The organism is Micromonospora tarensis (assembly GCF_016803395.1).
Classification (GTDB): Bacteria; Actinomycetota; Actinomycetes; order Mycobacteriales; family Micromonosporaceae; genus Micromonospora; species Micromonospora tarensis.
Genome location: NZ_JAEVHL010000164.1, coordinates 1 through 15,129, shown reverse-complemented (window position 1 = coordinate 15,129; position 15,129 = coordinate 1). Strand labels below are relative to the sequence as shown.

General features: G+C 72.7%; 11 protein-coding genes and 3 pseudogenes. 3 read left to right on the top strand and 11 right to left on the bottom strand.

The genetic code is table 11. From position 1 onward, the window contains the following. Together JM949_RS25060 and JM949_RS25055 are read left to right on the top strand one after the other, a co-directional pair. A partial coding sequence (locus JM949_RS25060; protein ID WP_203150746.1) for a CAP domain-containing protein occupies nt 1-850 on the top strand: 850 nt, incomplete at its 5' end. 118 nt (nt 851-968) lie between these two features. Beyond that, the gene (locus tag JM949_RS25055) at nt 969-1,811 is read left to right on the top strand and encodes an endo alpha-1,4 polygalactosaminidase (RefSeq protein ID WP_203150745.1); all 843 of its coding nucleotides are present in this window, start codon (nt 969-971) and stop codon (nt 1,809-1,811) included. A 58-nt stretch (nt 1,812-1,869) separates the two neighbouring features. Here the strand turns inward: JM949_RS25055 and JM949_RS25050 are convergent, their stop codons facing one another. From JM949_RS25050 to rsmD, 9 genes and pseudogenes are all read right to left on the bottom strand, one after another. Continuing rightward, nucleotides 1,870-4,092, bottom strand: coding sequence for an MMPL family transporter (locus JM949_RS25050; protein WP_203150744.1), 2,223 nt, complete (start codon nt 4,090-4,092; stop codon nt 1,870-1,872). A 222-nt stretch (nt 4,093-4,314) separates the two neighbouring features. After that, nucleotides 4,315-5,172, bottom strand: coding sequence for a bifunctional DNA-formamidopyrimidine glycosylase/DNA-(apurinic or apyrimidinic site) lyase (mutM, locus tag JM949_RS25045; RefSeq protein WP_203150743.1), 858 nt, complete (start codon nt 5,170-5,172; stop codon nt 4,315-4,317). 238 nt (nt 5,173-5,410) lie between these two features. Next, a pseudogene (rnc, locus tag JM949_RS25040) lies at nt 5,411-6,142 on the bottom strand (ribonuclease III); the annotation flags it as partial. Then, nucleotides 6,139-7,121: pseudogene (locus JM949_RS25035) on the bottom strand (phosphate acyltransferase PlsX). The pseudogenes rnc and JM949_RS25035, both read right to left, overlap by 4 nt. 114 nt (nt 7,122-7,235) lie before the next feature. After that, nucleotides 7,236-7,409: a 50S ribosomal protein L32 gene (rpmF, locus tag JM949_RS25030; RefSeq protein WP_030335284.1), complete on the bottom strand. Its 174-nt coding sequence runs from the start codon at nt 7,407-7,409 to the stop codon at nt 7,236-7,238. Nucleotides 7,410-7,414: 5 nt separating this feature from the next. Beyond that, on the bottom strand, nt 7,415-7,978 hold the full coding sequence (locus JM949_RS25025) for a YceD family protein (protein ID WP_203150742.1): 564 nt from the start codon (nt 7,976-7,978) through the stop codon (nt 7,415-7,417). 110 nt (nt 7,979-8,088) lie between these two features. Further along, entirely contained in the window at nt 8,089-8,586 is a 498-nt protein-coding gene (locus JM949_RS25020) for an SPFH domain-containing protein (RefSeq protein WP_030335287.1), read from the bottom strand. A gap of 232 nt (nt 8,587-8,818) precedes the next feature. After that, on the bottom strand, nt 8,819-9,301 hold the full coding sequence (gene coaD / locus JM949_RS25015; RefSeq protein ID WP_203150741.1) for a pantetheine-phosphate adenylyltransferase: 483 nt from the start codon (nt 9,299-9,301) through the stop codon (nt 8,819-8,821). Then, complete coding sequence (rsmD, locus tag JM949_RS25010) at nt 9,298-9,861, bottom strand: 16S rRNA (guanine(966)-N(2))-methyltransferase RsmD (protein WP_203150740.1); 564 nt, start codon at nt 9,859-9,861, stop codon at nt 9,298-9,300. The genes coaD and rsmD overlap by 4 nt, the downstream gene beginning before the upstream one ends. Nucleotides 9,862-10,165: 304 nt before the next feature. Here rsmD and JM949_RS25005 point away from each other — a divergent pair, with 304 nt between their 5' ends. Then, nucleotides 10,166-11,683 (top strand): cell wall anchor protein, encoded by a 1,518-nt coding sequence (locus JM949_RS25005; RefSeq protein WP_203150739.1) that lies wholly within the window; start codon nt 10,166-10,168, stop codon nt 11,681-11,683. A gap of 169 nt (nt 11,684-11,852) precedes the next feature. On the opposite strand, the pseudogene recG reads toward JM949_RS25005, so the two are convergent. After that, nucleotides 11,853-14,053 (bottom strand): annotated as a pseudogene (gene recG / locus JM949_RS25000) (ATP-dependent DNA helicase RecG). Continuing rightward, nucleotides 14,050-15,129: DAK2 domain-containing protein (locus JM949_RS24995; RefSeq protein ID WP_203150738.1), on the bottom strand; the 1,080-nt coding region annotated here is incomplete at its 5' end. The gene JM949_RS24995 and the pseudogene recG, both read right to left, overlap by 4 nt.

The following is a 15,129-nucleotide window of genomic DNA, read 5'->3' as shown; positions in this document are numbered from 1 at the left end:
CCGGCCGGCTCGGCGCGACCGACACCGACCACGGACCGGACCGACTGGCTGGCGCACCGAGACCAGCACGACCGGCCGGCCCGGCGAGGGACGCCACCGCTCCCCGCGCCGCTGGCGCAAGCCGCTGATGATCGGCGGCGCCGCCGCGGCGGCCACCCTCGTGGTGAGCTTCGGCGTCGGCGCGCTCGCGATGCCCGGTGGTGGCGACGCGGCCGATCAGCCGGTCGCTGTCGACGACACCTTCGCCGCGTCGCAGGCCCCGACCGAGCCACCGGCCATCGACACCCTGGCCGCACCCTCCCCCTCCCCCTCCGCCGCGCCCACCTCGGCGCAGCCGAGCCCCTCGCCGAGCAAGGTCGTCAAGCCGACCCCCGCGGCGTCGCGGACCACCGCCGCGTCGCGCCGTGCGCGCAGCACCGCGCCGAGCACGACCAACGGTTCGGGTTCCGGCGGCTCCAGCGGCACCGTCAGCTCCCAGGCCCGCGAGGTGGTGGACCTGGTCAACGCCGAGCGGGCCAAGGCCGGCTGCAAGGCGCTGAGCGTCAACGACAAGCTGATGACGGCCGCCCAGCGGCACAGCCAGGACCAGGCCGACCACCAGAACATGTCGCACACCGGCAGCGACGGCAGCAACGCCGGCACCCGGCTGGACCGGGTCGGCTACAGCTGGCGCACCTACGGCGAGAACGTGGCCTGGAACCAGCAGAACCCGGCCGCCGTGATGGACGCGTGGATGAACAGCTCCGGCCACCGGGCCAACATCCTGAACTGCGCGTTCACCGAGATCGGCGTCGGTATCGCCAACAGCAACGGGCCGTACTGGACGCAGGTCTTCGCCGCGCCGCGCTGACCGCGCGTCGTTCCCGCCCCCGCGCTCGTTTGACCCGGTGAGGTACGTCGGGCCGGAGCGTGGGGGGCGGCGTGCCGGCGAGGGCGGCGACGGGCCGTCCGGGACCCGGGAGCTGCCGATGCGGATTCGGCCGCGGCGACGCGCCGTCGTACGCCCGCTGCGCCGCGCCCTGTCGGCCGGCGTCGCACTCGTCCTGGTGACACCGGCGTACGGGTGTCGACCCGAGCTGACCCCGCCCGGCGCGCCCACCGCGTGGCCGGCCGCCCAGGCTCGCCACTGGCAGTGGCAGTGGCAGCTCACCGGCCCACTCGACCCGGCGGTGGACGCGACCGTCTTCCTGCTCGACCCGGTGGCCACCACCGCCGCGCAGACCGCCGAGCTGCGCTCCCGGGACCGCCGGTTGATCTGCCAGGTGCACGTCGGGTCGGTCCACCCCGCCGACCCGGACGCGACCCGCCTGCCGGACGTCGTGTGGGGCGCGGCCGGGCGTCGCCCCGACAGCCGGTGGCTCGACGTGCGGGCCTGGGACGCGCTCGAACCGGTGCTGGCCGACCGGTTACGGCTCTGCCGGGGCAAGGGCTTCGGCGCGGTGGCGTTCGCCGACGCCGACGGGTACGCGTCGCGCACCGGTTTCCCGCTCGACTTCGACGACCAACTGCTGTTCAACCGCCGGCTGGCCGAGTTGGCCCGCTCGCTGAGCCTCTCCCCCGGGCTGGTCAACGACGTGCCCCAGGTCGCCGCGCTGGCCCCGGACTTCGACTTCGCGGTCAACGAGGAGTGTGTCCGGCTGGCCCAGTGCGCCAAGCTGCTGCCGTTCACCGACGCCGGCAAGCCGGTCTTCCACGTGGAGTACACCGGCTCGACAGCCGACTTCTGCGTCACCACCGTCGGCTACGGCTTCGCGTCGATCCGCAAGGACCACACCCTGGACGCGTCGCGGGAACCCTGTCCACTGCCCTGATACCCGGAGGACAGGGCCGGGCCGGGCCGCGGTCGCGGCCGGCCGGCGCGCTCGCGGGTCAGGGCACCGGCACCAGCCGCGGGGCGGGCGCGGGCGGATCGCTGGGAGCAGCGGGTGCCGGGCGGGGGCGCAGGAAGCGCGGCGCCCACCAGTTGGCGTCGCCGAGCATGGTCATCAGTGCCGGCAGCACCACTCCCCGGATGATCGTGGCATCCAGCAGGATCGCCGCCGCCAGACCGATGCCGAGCTGCTTCATGTCGATCGTGCTCAGCGTGGCGAAGATCGAGAAGACCCCGACCATCACGATCGCCGCGCTGGTCACCACCCCGGCCGAGGAGGTGATCCCGTACGACACCGCATCGCGGTTGGGCATGCCGGAGCGCACCCCCTCGCGGATCCGGCTGACCACGAAGACGTGGTAGTCCATCGAGAGGCCGAAGAGCACCACGAAGAGGAACAGCGGCAGCCAGGACACGATCGCGCCCATCGACGTGAAGCCGAGCAGCCCCTGCGCCCACTCGCCCTGGAAGACCAGCACCAGCAGGCCGTACGCGGCACCGGCGGAGAGCAGGTTCAGCGCGATCGAGCTGGCCGCGACCACCACCGACCGGAAGGTGACCGCCATCACCAGGAAGGTCAGCACCAACACGAAGCCCATGACCAGCGGCAGCTTGTCCCGGACGTGTTGCGCGTAGTCCTCGCTGTCGGCCACGCTGCCGCCGACCGCGTACTCGATGCCGGGGATGCCGCGCAGTTCGACCGGGACCAGGTCCGCGCGCAGCTTCTCCAGCGACCGCACCGACCGGTCGTCCCGACTGGCGTACGGGGTGGCGACCTCCAGCACCGACACCGTCCGGTCGGCCGACACCTCGATCTTCGGGCCGTCCGCCTCGACCGGAGCGAACAGCGGGTCGCCGGCGGCGCGGGTGGAGAGCTCGGTGAGGGCGGTCCGGACCCGGTCAGCCTGCTCGGCCGACGCTCGGACGGCCACCACGTGGTTGGTGCCGGCGCTCGGGAAGGCGGCGGTGAGCCGGTCGTACGCCTGCATCGCCGGAGTGGTGCGGGGCAGATCCTCCATGCCGGGGAACTTCAGCTTCATGCCGAGTGCCGGCGCGGCCAACGCGAGCAGCAGCCCGACCGAGATGACAAGCGTCGCCACCGGCGCGCGCAGCGCGGGCCGGAGCACGGCGGGCCAGAGCCGGGGCGCGCGGGGCTGGCCGTGCCGACCGGTACGCGGGGCGGTCAGCCGCCAGAGCAGCGGCACCCGGGGCCGGTCGACCCAGCGGCCGAGCCGGGCCAGTAGGGCGGGTAGGACGGTCAGCGAACCGGTCACCGCGACGGCGACCACCAGGATCGAGCCGACGGCGAGGGACGAGAAGACGACGTCCCCGGCGAGCAGCAGCCCGGCCATCGAAATGATCACCGCGAAGCCGGAGACCACCACGGCATGCCCTGAGGTCTCCGCCGCGATCTCCACCGCGTCCAGACCGGACCTGCCCTTGGCGCGCTCCTCCCGCTCCCGACGGATGTAGAACAGCGAGTAGTCGACGCCGACCGCCATGCCGATCAGCAGGATCACCGGGCCGGTGGTGTCGGTGGCCGGCACCAGGTGCGAGGCGAGGGTGGACAGACCCATGGCCGCGGCGACCGAGGAGAGCGCCAGCAGCACCGGCACGCTCGCCGCGATCAGCGCGCCGAACGCGATGATCAGGATCGCCAGGGTGACCGGCAGGCTGAGCAGCTCGGCACGCTTGAAGTCCTTGCCCAGGGTGTCGTCGAGGGCCTGACCGATCGACGGCCCGCCGACCTGCTCGACGCGCAACTGCGGGTGCGCGGCCTGCACGCTGGCGGTGGCGTCCCGCAACGGCTGCACCCGATCCGAGGCGGTCTCCGGATCACCCGACATGGTGATCGGCAGCAGCAGCGCCGAGCCGTCCCGGGCGGTGACCGGCTGGCCCACCTCGAGCACCCCACCGACGCTGCGCAGCCGGGCCGCCGCGTCGTCCGCCGCCGCCTTCGCCGCCGTCTGGTCCAGCGCACCGCCTCGGGAGGTGATCAGGACGTTGTCCACGGCCGGGTTGTCGAAGTCACCGGAATCGACGATCAGGCTGGCCTGCCCCGCCTCGCCGATCGCCTGGTCGCCGCTGGTGGCCTCGTTGAGGCCGGCCGCGTTGCCGCCGACGAAGCACACCGCCACGAACACGACCCACAGTGCGATCGCCCGCCACGGGTGCTCGGCGCTCCACCGCGCCAGCCGAACCGTCACCGGTCTTCTGCCCATCTCGGATCCCCCTGTCACGTCAGCCCCCCAGTCATCGGTGCTGACGCTAGGTGCGTGACGGGACGGTCACATCGGGGATCGGCCCCGGCCCACCCTGGAATCAGCGCACCCGGGGGCGAGGGTCCGTTCGTCGGACAACGGCGGCGTTTCGGGCGGGCACCGGGGTGCGGCCCGGAGTGACCCGCCGCGACCCGCCGACAGCGCCCCGGAGCTGACTCCGGGTCATCCCCGAAGGGAACCCCGGGGCCGGGGTTGGCAGCGCGGGCAGCTGTACGACGACCGGTTCATGAACGCCTCGCGACGGATCGCCGCCCCACACCGGCGGCACGGCTCGCCCTCTCGGCCGTAGGCGTTGAGCGCCCGGTCGAAGTAGCCGCTCTCGCCGTTGACGTTGACGTAGAGGGCGTCGAAGCTGGTGCCGCCCTGCCTGACCGCCTCGGCCAGCACGTCGCGGACGTGACCCAGCAGGCGCTGTGCCGCCGGGCCGGTCAGCGCGTCGGTGGGTCGGGCACCGTGCAGTCTGGCCCGCCAGAGCGCCTCGTCGGCGTAGATGTTGCCCACCCCGGAGATCAGGGTCTGGTCGAGCAGGGCCCGCTTCACCTCGGTGTGCCGGCGGCGCAGCGCCGTGACGAACGTCGCGTCGGAGAACTCCGGGTCCATCGGGTCGCGGGCGATGTGCGCGATCTCGTCGGGCAGCTCGGCGCCGCCCTCGCTCACCGAGAGCCCGCCGAACGTGCGCTGGTCGACGAAGCGCAGCTCCGGACCCTCGTCGTCGAACCGGAACCGGACCCGCAGATGGGTCTCGTCCACCGTGCCGGACGGCTGGATCAGCAGCTGCCCGGACATACCGAGGTGCCCGATGATCGCGTCGCCGCTGTCCAGTGGCAGCCACAGGTACTTGCCGCGACGGCGGGCGTCCAGCACGGTCCGGCCGGCGAGCACGTCGGCGAAGTGCACGCCGCCCGGGACGTGCCGGCGGACCGCCCGCGGGTGACGCACCTCGACCGAGACGATCCGGCGGCCGACGACCCACTGGGCCAGCCCCTGCCGGACGGTCTCCACCTCGGGCAGCTCAGGCACGCCGCAGCCCCGTCTCGTGGCCGTCGGCACCCCCGGCCGGCAGGGCCTGCGCCAGGTGGTCGGCCTGCTCGGCCTCGGCCGCCCGCTCGGCGCGCTCCAGTGGCCCGAAGGGCTGGTCCCGGTCGGTCGCGCCGTCCCGGTCGGTCGCGCCGTCGCGGTCGACCGACTGGCCCTGGCCGCCGTCGGCGGCCCTACCGTTGCGGCCGTCGCCACGTTTCTGGCCGGCCTCGCGCTGCTGACCGGCGCCGCCGTCCTGGCCGTTCTGCTCGGCGAGCGTCCGCCAGGCGGCCTCGGCGGCCCGCTGCTCGGCCTCCTTCTTGCTGCGCCCCTCGGCCCCGCCGTACCGGTTGCCGGCCACCACCACCCAGGCGGTGAACGTCTTGAGATGGTCCGGGCCGGTGCCCTCGATCCGGTACTCGGGGACGCCGAGCCCGAGCGCCGCGGTCAGCTCCTGGAGGCTGGTCTTCCAGTCCAGCGCGGCACCCCGACCGGCCGACTCGGCCATCAACGGGTCGAAGAGCCGGTGGATCACGATCCCCGTGGTGTCCAGGCCGTACTGGAGGTAGATCGCGCCGAGCAGCGCCTCCAGCGTGTCGGCGAGGATGCTCGCCTTGTCCCGGCCCCCGGTGGTCTCCTCGCCCTTGCCGAGCAGCAGGTACGCGCCGAGACCGTCCGGACCCAGCCCGCGCGCCACGTCAGCGAGCGCCCGCATGTTGACCACGCTGGCGCGCAGCTTCGCCAACTGCCCCTCGGGCAGGTCCGGGTGGTTGTGGAAGAGCGCCGTCGTGATCACCACGCCGAGCACCGAGTCGCCGAGGAACTCCAGCCGCTCGTTGGTGGGCAGCCCGCCGTTCTCGTACGCGTACGAGCGGTGGGTCAACGCGCGCTGCAGCAGCTCCGGCTCCAGGCTCACGCCGAACGCGGCTTCCAGGTGACCGACGGACGCCCGCCGCCGCTTGTCGTTGCTCATGTGCGTACCTCGGTGTCGGTGGAGCGGTCGGTGCGGTCCGTCGCGGCGTCGCCGTCGAGCAACGCGGAGACCAGATCGGTGGCCCGCCGCCGCCACAGGTGGGCGGCGAGGGCGATGCCGGAGGCGACGTCGGCGGCGCGGGCGGAGCCGTGGCAGACGACCACCGTCCCCGCGATGCCCAGCAGGGCCGCCGCACGGGGCGCACCGCCCCCGGCGGGTGGGCCGCCGGCCATCGCGTACGCCCCCTCGACGCCTTGAGCAGCACGTTACCGGTGAAGCCGTCGGTGACGACCACATCGGCGCGCGCGCCGACGGCCACGTCGTACCCCTCGACCAGGCCGACGTAGCGCGCCCCGGCGGGCAGGGCTTCGATGGCGAGCAGCGGGTCGGTGGCCCGGCGGACGCGGTCACCCTTGCCGGCCTCGGTGCCGACCGAGAGCAATCCGACCCGGGGCGCGACGATCGAGTGCGCCACCGCGGCGTACGCGGCGCCGAGCACGGCGTGCCGGGCGAGGGTGGCGGGGCGCGGTTCCAGGGAGCCGCCGACGTCGAGCAGCACCACCGGCCCGGCCACCGCCGGCAGGGTGGCGACCAGGGCGGGCTGGCGGATCTCCGGCCAGCGGCCCAGGCCGAGCACGGCCGCGGTGACGGTGGCACCCGTGGCGCCGGCGGAGACCAGCGCGTCGGCGGTCCCGTCCCGGACAGCGGTGGCGGCGGCCCGAACGGTGCTCTCAGCACGGGCGGCACTGGGGTGGTCGGCCATGCCGACGACAGCCCGGACGGGTCGCACCGTGATCCGGGCCCGCTGCGCCGGATCCAGGGCAGCGATCAGCCCGTCGGCGACCTCGGTCGGGCCGACGAGCAGCAGATGCAGGTCAGGGTCGGCACGCATGGCCCGCAGAGCGCCGTCAACCACGACGGCGGGAGCGTCGTCCCCGCCGAGGAGGTCAACGGCGATCCGCGCGGTGCCCGGCTCCACCGGAACGCCGGCCGGAGTGGGCCGGCCGGCGTCGGAGGAAGCCGGCGCACCGGGCGAATGCCAGGATGCGCGCGCCGCCCGACCTGGGGTCGGAGGCGTCACTTGGCGTCCAGGTCAGACCTCGAGAACCTGGCGGCCGTTGTAGGTGCCGCAGACGGAGCAGGCGGCGTGCGGCAGCTTCGGAGACTTGCACTGCGGGCACGCAACGGTCGCGACCACTGTCGCCTTCCAGTTCGCCCGGCGGGACCGGGTGTTGCTGCGCGACATCTTGCGCTTCGGGACGGCCACGGTTCTTACTCCTCTGTAACGGTCAGTTGCGACAGGCCCGCCCAACGCGGGTCGATCTGCTGGTGACTGTGGTCGGCCGGCAGATCGTCCCAGTGCGCCCCGCATTCGGGGCACAGTCCTGGGCAGTCCTCCCGGCAGAGCGGGTTGGTCGGCAGCGTGAGCACCAACGCGTCCCGCAGCGCCGGCTCCAGGTCGATCAGATCGCCCTGCATCCGGCCCACCTCGTCCTCGTCGGTCGTGGCGTCCGTGGTGCTGTCCTCGTACGCGTACAGCTCCTGGATCGTCACGCCCATCGAGTCGTTGATCTCGCGCAGGCAACGGCCGCACTCGCCCCGGACGGGACCGGTGATGGTCCCGGAGACGAGCACGCCCTCGGACACCGACTGCAACCTCAGATCGAGGTCGAGGTCCGCGCCCTCCGGCACGCCGATCAACTCCACACCGAGGTCCGCCGGTGCCGGCACGACCCGCTGGACCTCACGCAACGCACCAGGGCGGCGCGGCAGTTCCCTCGTGTCGAGGACCAGCGGCGACCTGGGGTTGAGTGTCGATGGCGAGTGTTTGGGCATAGTTAGACTCCGGCCGGTGAGAGGCCGACAAAAAAGGTTACCTGGACGACCGCCCCACGGTCGAACCGGGGGCGACGACCGCCTGAGAATGTCGGCTGGTGAGGTGCCGCTCAGAAGGGTAGCGGGCGTTCCGCCTCATCCCCAGCGAAGGTGCCGATCTCGCGCAGCGCGTGCATCTTGTCCCGGCCGCGTTCTATCGAGGCCAGCGCCCGGGTGAGGAACTGCTCGAAGTTGGCCAACGCGGTGTCGACGTAGTCGTCGACCTCCTCACGCAGGCGCTGCGCCTCGGCCCGGGCCTCGCCGATGATCCGGGCACCCTCGTGCTCGGCGGAGACGGTGATCTCGTTCACCGAGACCAGGCGGGCGTGTTCTGCCTCACCCTCGCTGATGATCCGGTCCGCCTCGCGCTTGCCGGCTTCCATGATCTTGTCGCGCTCCTCCAGGAGCGCGGCGGCGCGACGCAGGTCGGCGGGGAGATCGGCGCGCATCTCGTCGAGCGCGGCGATCATCTCACCCCGGTCGACCATGCAGTTGTTACGCGACATCGGCACGGAGCGGGCCTGCTCCAGGATGGCGATCAGTTCGTCGATGCGATCGAGCGGGTCCACCGGCTACCTCACTCCTGTCGTTCGTCGGCCGACCTCCATGATGCGGGCTACGGCCGTTCCCCGCGCCACCATCATGTCGTGCCCGCCCCACACCAGCCCCACAGACCCCAACCCGGCGAGTCGCGACGCCGTCACTCCCCGCCGACCTCGCCTGCCGTCCCGTCGAACCGCCGCACACCGGGTGGGCCGGCCACCCGGCGCACCGGAGTCGCGCGGGCGGGAGGCGGCTGGGTCAGGGACGGGGGCGCAGGCGGGACTGGAGTGCCTCGCGAACCGGGTCCGGGACGTGGGCGGAGATGTCGCCGCCCCACTTGGCCACGTCCTTGACCAGGCTCGACGAGAGGAACGAGTAGAGCGGGTTGGTCGGCATGAAGAGCGTCTCGACGCCGGCCAGCCCGACGTTCATCTGGGCCATCTGCAACTCGTAGTCGAAGTCGCTGACCGCCCGCAGGCCCTTGATCAGCACACTCGCCTGCTGGGCGCGGCAGAAATCCACAAGCAGCCCACGGAACGACTCGACCCGCACGTTGTCGTACGACGAGGTCACCTCGCGGAGCATCTCGATCCGCTCCTCGACGGTGAACAGGCCACTCTTCGACTGGTTCACCAGCACACCGACGATCACCTCGTCGAAGAGCCGACTGGCCCGCCCGATGATGTCGAGGTGTCCGTTGGTGACCGGGTCGAACGAACCGGGGCACACCGCACGTCTCATGATCGGCGACCGTACCAAAGGGTGGTCTCGCCGTAGCGACGACTGCGCTCGGCGGTGATCCCCTCCACCCAGTCGAACTCCCTGGTCCGGCTGGAGCGCTCGACCACCACCAGCGCGTCGGAGGCCAACCAGCCCTCGTCGACCAGCGCGGCCAACAGCGCGGTGATCTCCGCGTCCGGCACCGCGTACGGCGGGTCGGCGAACACCACGTCGTACGGCTCGCCGTCCGGGCCGGCGGCCAGCACCGTCGCCACCCTGCCGGTGACCAGGCGGGCCGCCGGGCCGGCACGCAGGGCTGTCACGTTCTCCCGGATCACCCGGGCCGCCCGTGGGTCGGACTCGACCAGCAACACGTGCCGGGCGCCCCGGGAGAGCGCCTCCAGCCCGACCGCGCCGGAGCCGGCGTACAGGTCGGCGAAGCGGACGCCGTCGAGGTCGACCTCGGCCTGGACGGCACTGAACAACGCCTCCCGGACCCGGTCGGAGGTGGGTCGGGTGCCGGCGCCGGGAGGCGCGGCGATCCGCCGGCCGCCGAGCGTCCCGGCCACGATTCGGGTCACCGTCTCCTCCTGCTCATGACCACGACGCTACGCGACCGGCCGGACCGCGCGGCCGACACGGTAGGTACCGCCAACCGAACCGCCCGATCACTTGTCGTATATCAATGATCTCAAGTTCATAACATCCGTCTTAGCAAATCCTGAGCGCTGTATCACGCGCCGCGATCTCGCTAGGGTCTGCCGGGTGCCGGCGGCAACCCACCGGCCCGCGGCGCGGGAGGGCCCCCTCCGACCGGACGTGCAGTGACCGTCCACTGTCACTCTCGTGCCACACCCCTGACGCTTCAGCACTCCAGGAGTACCCGTGATCCGTCCCAAGCTGTCGCTCCGGCGACCGCTGGCCATCCTGGGAGCCGCCTTCATCGGCCTCACCGGGGTCGTCGCAGTGGCCGCCCCAGCCAGTGCACACCACACCACCATCACCGCCACCGTCGAGTGCGACCGGCTCACCGGCGAGCGCGTGATCGAGTGGCAGGTGGAGAACAGCGAAGCCAACAAGGACGCGACGCTCCAAAAGGTGACCACCACCCCGGACACCCCGGTGAACGCGGTCCTCGCGGACGCGAAGGAGGTGCCGCTGGAGGGCTACCTGCTCGGTAAGAGCAAGACCGTCACCGCCGTTCAGCGCGTGCCGGGCGACACGACCACCGCCAAGCTCGAGGTGCACGCCGAGTGGTGGGTCGAGGACGTCAAGACCGCCGAGCAGACGAACGACGGCAGCATCAACATCGCCGCCGACCAGTCCTGCACGCCGGCCCCGAAGTGCGTCGAGGTCGACAAGGCCAAGTACAGCCACACCTTCGACGGCCCGAAGGGCACCGCCACCGTCAAGCTCGACGGTGACCTGCCGCTCTGCGGCGAGGGCAAGCAGTGGTTCACGCTGGTCTCGTACTTCGCGCCCCGACCGCAGTTCGCCACCCCGCAGTACGTGTACGGCACGCCGGACAGTGACTGGATCGGTGGCACCCAGACCGAGATCACGCTGGACGTCGAGATCCCGGACTGCCACACCCAGGTCGACCTGATCTGGGGCGGCAAGGAGGGCGTCATCGACGAGCTGGTCGAGGGCGGCAAGCGGTACGGCAACGAGAAGCTCGGCTCGCGGGGCGCTCCGGGTAACCGGTCCGAGGGCCCGCAGGGCTGGTACAACGGCGGCAGCAAGAGCTGCGCCACTCCGGCCTCCACCTTCGCGTCCAACTGCGATGGTTCGGTCGCCGTCTCGCTGAGCAACGACGGCAAGATCAGCAAGTACGCCGTCGAGTTCGAGGTCAAGGGCGAGAACGGCTTCACCAAGAAGGTCTCCGTCCCGGCCGGCAAGGCCGACACCAGCGTCGTGGTGCCCGCCGCCGACGCCGGCAAGATCGAGGTGCTGGTCGACGGCAAGGTCGTCGAGAACGGCACGTACTCGTGGCAGCGCCCCGAGGACTGCCCGCTGCCGGCCGTCACCACCAAGGCCGACTGCAAGAACTTCACCCTCACCGCGACCAACCCCAAGGGTGGGCTGCCGGTCAAGGCGACCTTCACGTACAACGGCAAGACCGAGACCCGTACGGTCGCCGCTGGCGCGGCGGAGACGGTGACCTTCAAGGCCGGCAAGGACAAGACGGCGATCGTCGCCCTGCCGGACATGGACCTCGAGCTTGAGGCGATCTACACGCCGGAGGGCAACTGCGGCGGCGGTGGCGCCGGCGGCGAGGAGCCGGGCCTCCCGGTGACCGGTGCTGCCACCGGCGGCATCATCGCCGGTGCCGCGGTGCTGCTCGCGGCCGGTGTCGCCCTGTTCGTGGTGGCCCGTCGTCGTCGGGTGCGCTTCACCGCCTGAGACAACCCGCTCTGACAGCTGAGGGCGCGCGACCATCCGGTCGGCGCGCCCTTCGTCATGTGCCGGGCCGGTGGGCGTGATCGACCCGGGACCACCGAGGTCGGAGTGTCCCCCACAACGGGACACCCCGACTTCCGGTGATCAAAGGATCAGGGCCGCCGGAGCGGCGTCAGCCCTTCTCCAGGTACTCCGCGCGGTCCTCGTCGACAAGCGCCGCGATCGAGGCGGCCAGCGCCGGATTGCGGGTCAGCTCCGGGTCGTCCTCGATCAGGGTGATCGCCTCGGCGCGGGCGTCGCGGATCAGATCGGCGTCCTTCAAGAGCGACAGCAGCCGCAGGTGCGAGCGGTGCCCGGACTGGGTGGCGCCGAGCACGTCGCCCTCGCGGCGCTGCTCCAGATCGAGTTCGGCGAGCGTGAACCCGTCGCTGGTGGACGCCACCGCGTCGAGCCGTTCCCGCGCCGAGGAACCCTCGGCCGCCTCGCTGACCAGCAGGCAGAGCCCGGCGGCGGCCCCCCGGCCGACCCGGCCGCGCAGCTGGTGCAGCTGGGAGACCCCGAAGCGGTCGGCGTCCAGCACGATCATCACCGTCGCGTTCGGCACGTCCACGCCCACCTCGACCACTGTCGTGGCGACCAGCACGTCCAGGTCACCGGCGGCGAAGGAGCGCATCACCGTGTCCTTCTCGTCGGCCGGCAGCCGGCCGTGCAACACCCCGATCCGCAGGCCGTGCAGCGGACCCTCGGCCAACAGCGGAGCCACCTCGGTCACCGCCAGCGGCGGACGACGGCCGTTGTCGTCGACCGGCGGCGGCTCCTCGTCGGCGGCCGGACCAGCACCGATCCGCGGGCACACCACGTACGCCTGGTGGCCGGCGCCGACCTCCTCGCGCAGCCGACGCCAGGCCCGGTCCAGGTAGGCGGGCTTCTCGGCGGCCGGCACCACGTGCGAGGCGATCGGCGAGCGCCCCCGGGGCAGCTGGGAGAGCGTGGAGACCTCCAGGTCGCCGTAGACGGTCATCGCCACCGTGCGCGGGATCGGGGTGGCCGTCATCACCAGCACGTGCGGCGGTTGGTCCGCCTTGGCCCGCAGCGCGTCGCGCTGCTCCACGCCGAAGCGGTGCTGCTCGTCGACGACGACCAGACCGAGGTCGGCGAAGTCGACGCCCTCGTAGAGCAGGGCGTGGGTGCCGAGCACGATGCCGGCCGCGCCGCTGGCCACCTCACCGAGCGCCCGGCGGCGGGCCGCCGCGCCCAGCGAGCCGGTGACCAGCTCGACCCGGGTGGCGTGCTCGGGCGGAACCCACGCTCGCCGGCGCTGCCGAGCGGCCCGAGCAGGTCGAGCATGCCGCGGTGGTGCTGGGCGGCCAGCACCTCGGTGGGCGCCAGCAGCGCCGCCTGCCCGCCCGCGTCGACCACCTGGAGCATCGCCCGCAACGCCACCACCGTCTTGCCCGAGCCCACCTCCCCCTGCAACAACCGGTGCATGGGGTGCGGGGCGGCCAGATCCGCGGCGATCTCCACGCCCACGTCGCGTTGACCTGCCGTCAGCTCGTACGGGAGTCGGGCGTCGAAGGCCTCCAGCAGCCCACCCGAGCGCGCCGGACGGGGCCGGGCCGGCCAGTCTGCCGCCCGGTGCTTGCGCTGCACCAGGGTCAACTGAACGGCGAACGCCTCGTCCCACTTGAGTCGCCGCCGCGCCCGGTACAGCGCCTCCTTACTGGACGGCCGGTGGATCTCGGTCAACGCGGTGCCCAGCCCGACCAGTTTCCGGCTGGCCCGCACGTCGGCCGGCAGCGGATCGTCCGGTGGGGTGAAGGTGTCCAGCACGACCCGCACGCAGCGCGCGATCACCCAGGTCGGCACGGCCGCGGCGGCCGGGTAGACGGGGATCAGCGCACCGGCGAACTCCTCGATGTCGTCGCTGACCGCCGCCTCGCCGTCGCCACCGTCGCCGAGCAGGACGTACTCCGGGCCGTTGAGCTGCCGTTTGCCCCGGAACTCGGTGACCTTCCCGGCGAACAGCCCCCACCGGCCGGGGCGCAGCTCCCGCTCACGCCACGCCTGGTTGCCGAAGAAGGTCAACGTCAGCAACCCGCCGGAGCCGTCGCCGACGGTCACCTCCAGCAGGTTGCCCCGCCGCTGACGCATCGGGCGCACCGCGGTGCGCTGCACCTGGGCCAGCACGGTGACCTGCTCACCGACGTCCAGCGAGCGGATGTCGGTGTGCTCGCCCCGCTCGTCGTAGCGGCGTGGGAAGTGGTAGACCAGGTCACCCGCGGTGTGCAGGTCGAGATGCCCGGCCAACGCCTTGGCTGTCTTCTCCCCGACCAGCTTCTTCAACGGAGTGTCCACGGTGGCTGGTTCGCTCATTCGATCCCTATCAGGAGCGGATAAAACGGCTGGCCGCCGGGGTACGCGTGCACCTCGACGAACGGCCAACGCCTCGCGACGTGCGCGCGGACGGCGTCGGTGAGCCCGGCCGGAGCGTCCACCCCGGCCAGCAGGGTGACCATCTCGCCACCGCCACCGAGCATTCGGTCGACCACTGCCGCGCAGGTGTCGGTGAGGTCGGTGCCGACCAGGTGCACCTCCCCCTCCACCAGCGCCAACACGTCACCGGGACGGCACGGGCCGGCCACCGTCAACGCCTCCCGGCTGGCGTGGCAGACCTCGGCGTAACGGCAGGCGCCGGCCGCCTCGGCCATCGCGATCACGTCGTCCTCGAAGCGGCGGTCGCCGTCGCGGACCGCGAGCGCGGCCAACGCCTGCACGGGTGAGCGGGTCGGCACCACGCTCACCTTGATGCCGTACCGGTGGGCCTCGCGAGCCGCGGCGCTCGCCACCGCCTCCGTGTTGGCGTCGTTGGGCAGCACCACCACCCGGGCCGCGCCGGTGCTGCGCACGGCGTCCAGCAGCTCGCCGGTGGACGGGTTGGCGGGCAGCACGGTGGCGCCCTCCGCGGCGAACAGGTCGGCGATGCCGCCGCCGGTGGCCACCACCACCGCCGCCCGGCCGACCGCCGGCGGGCCGACCGCCGGCGGGCCGGGAAGCGGCTCCGACTGGTCGGCGAAACGGGTCACCGAGATCCGGTACGGGCGGCCGGCGGCGACGCCGGCCTCGACCGCCGCGCCCACGTCGTTGACGTGCACGTGCACGTTCCAGGTGCCCTCCGGCTCACGCCCGTCCCCGACGACGACAAGCGAATCGCCCAGGGCGTCCAGCGCCCGCCGCAGCCCGGTGACCGCCTCGACCCGGGCGTCGAGCAGGAACTGCACCTCGTAGGCGTACTCGTCGGAGCCGGTCTCCCGGGCGGCGGTGGCCGCCGGGCGGGCGGAGCGCGGCGCCGGCGCGAGCAGCGCGGCGCTCTCCCCGGTGAGCACCTCGACCAGGGCGTCGAGCAGCACGCAGAGCCCTCGGCCACCCGCGTCGACCACGCCCGCGCGGGC

What these genes read in the sequence shown, in the direction of transcription:
- JM949_RS25055 (WP_203150745.1), top strand. Translation starts at nt 969, where the DNA reads ATGCGGATTCGGCCGCGGCGACGCGCCGTCGTACGCCCGCTGCGCCGC.
- coaD (WP_203150741.1), bottom strand. Translation starts at nt 9,301, where the DNA reads ATGAGACGTGCGGTGTGCCCCGGTTCGTTCGACCCGGTCACCAACGGA.
- JM949_RS25025 (WP_203150742.1), bottom strand. Translation starts at nt 7,978, where the DNA reads ATGCCCAAACACTCGCCATCGACACTCAACCCCAGGTCGCCGCTGGTC.
- JM949_RS25050 (WP_203150744.1), bottom strand. Translation starts at nt 4,092, where the DNA reads ATGGGCAGAAGACCGGTGACGGTTCGGCTGGCGCGGTGGAGCGCCGAG.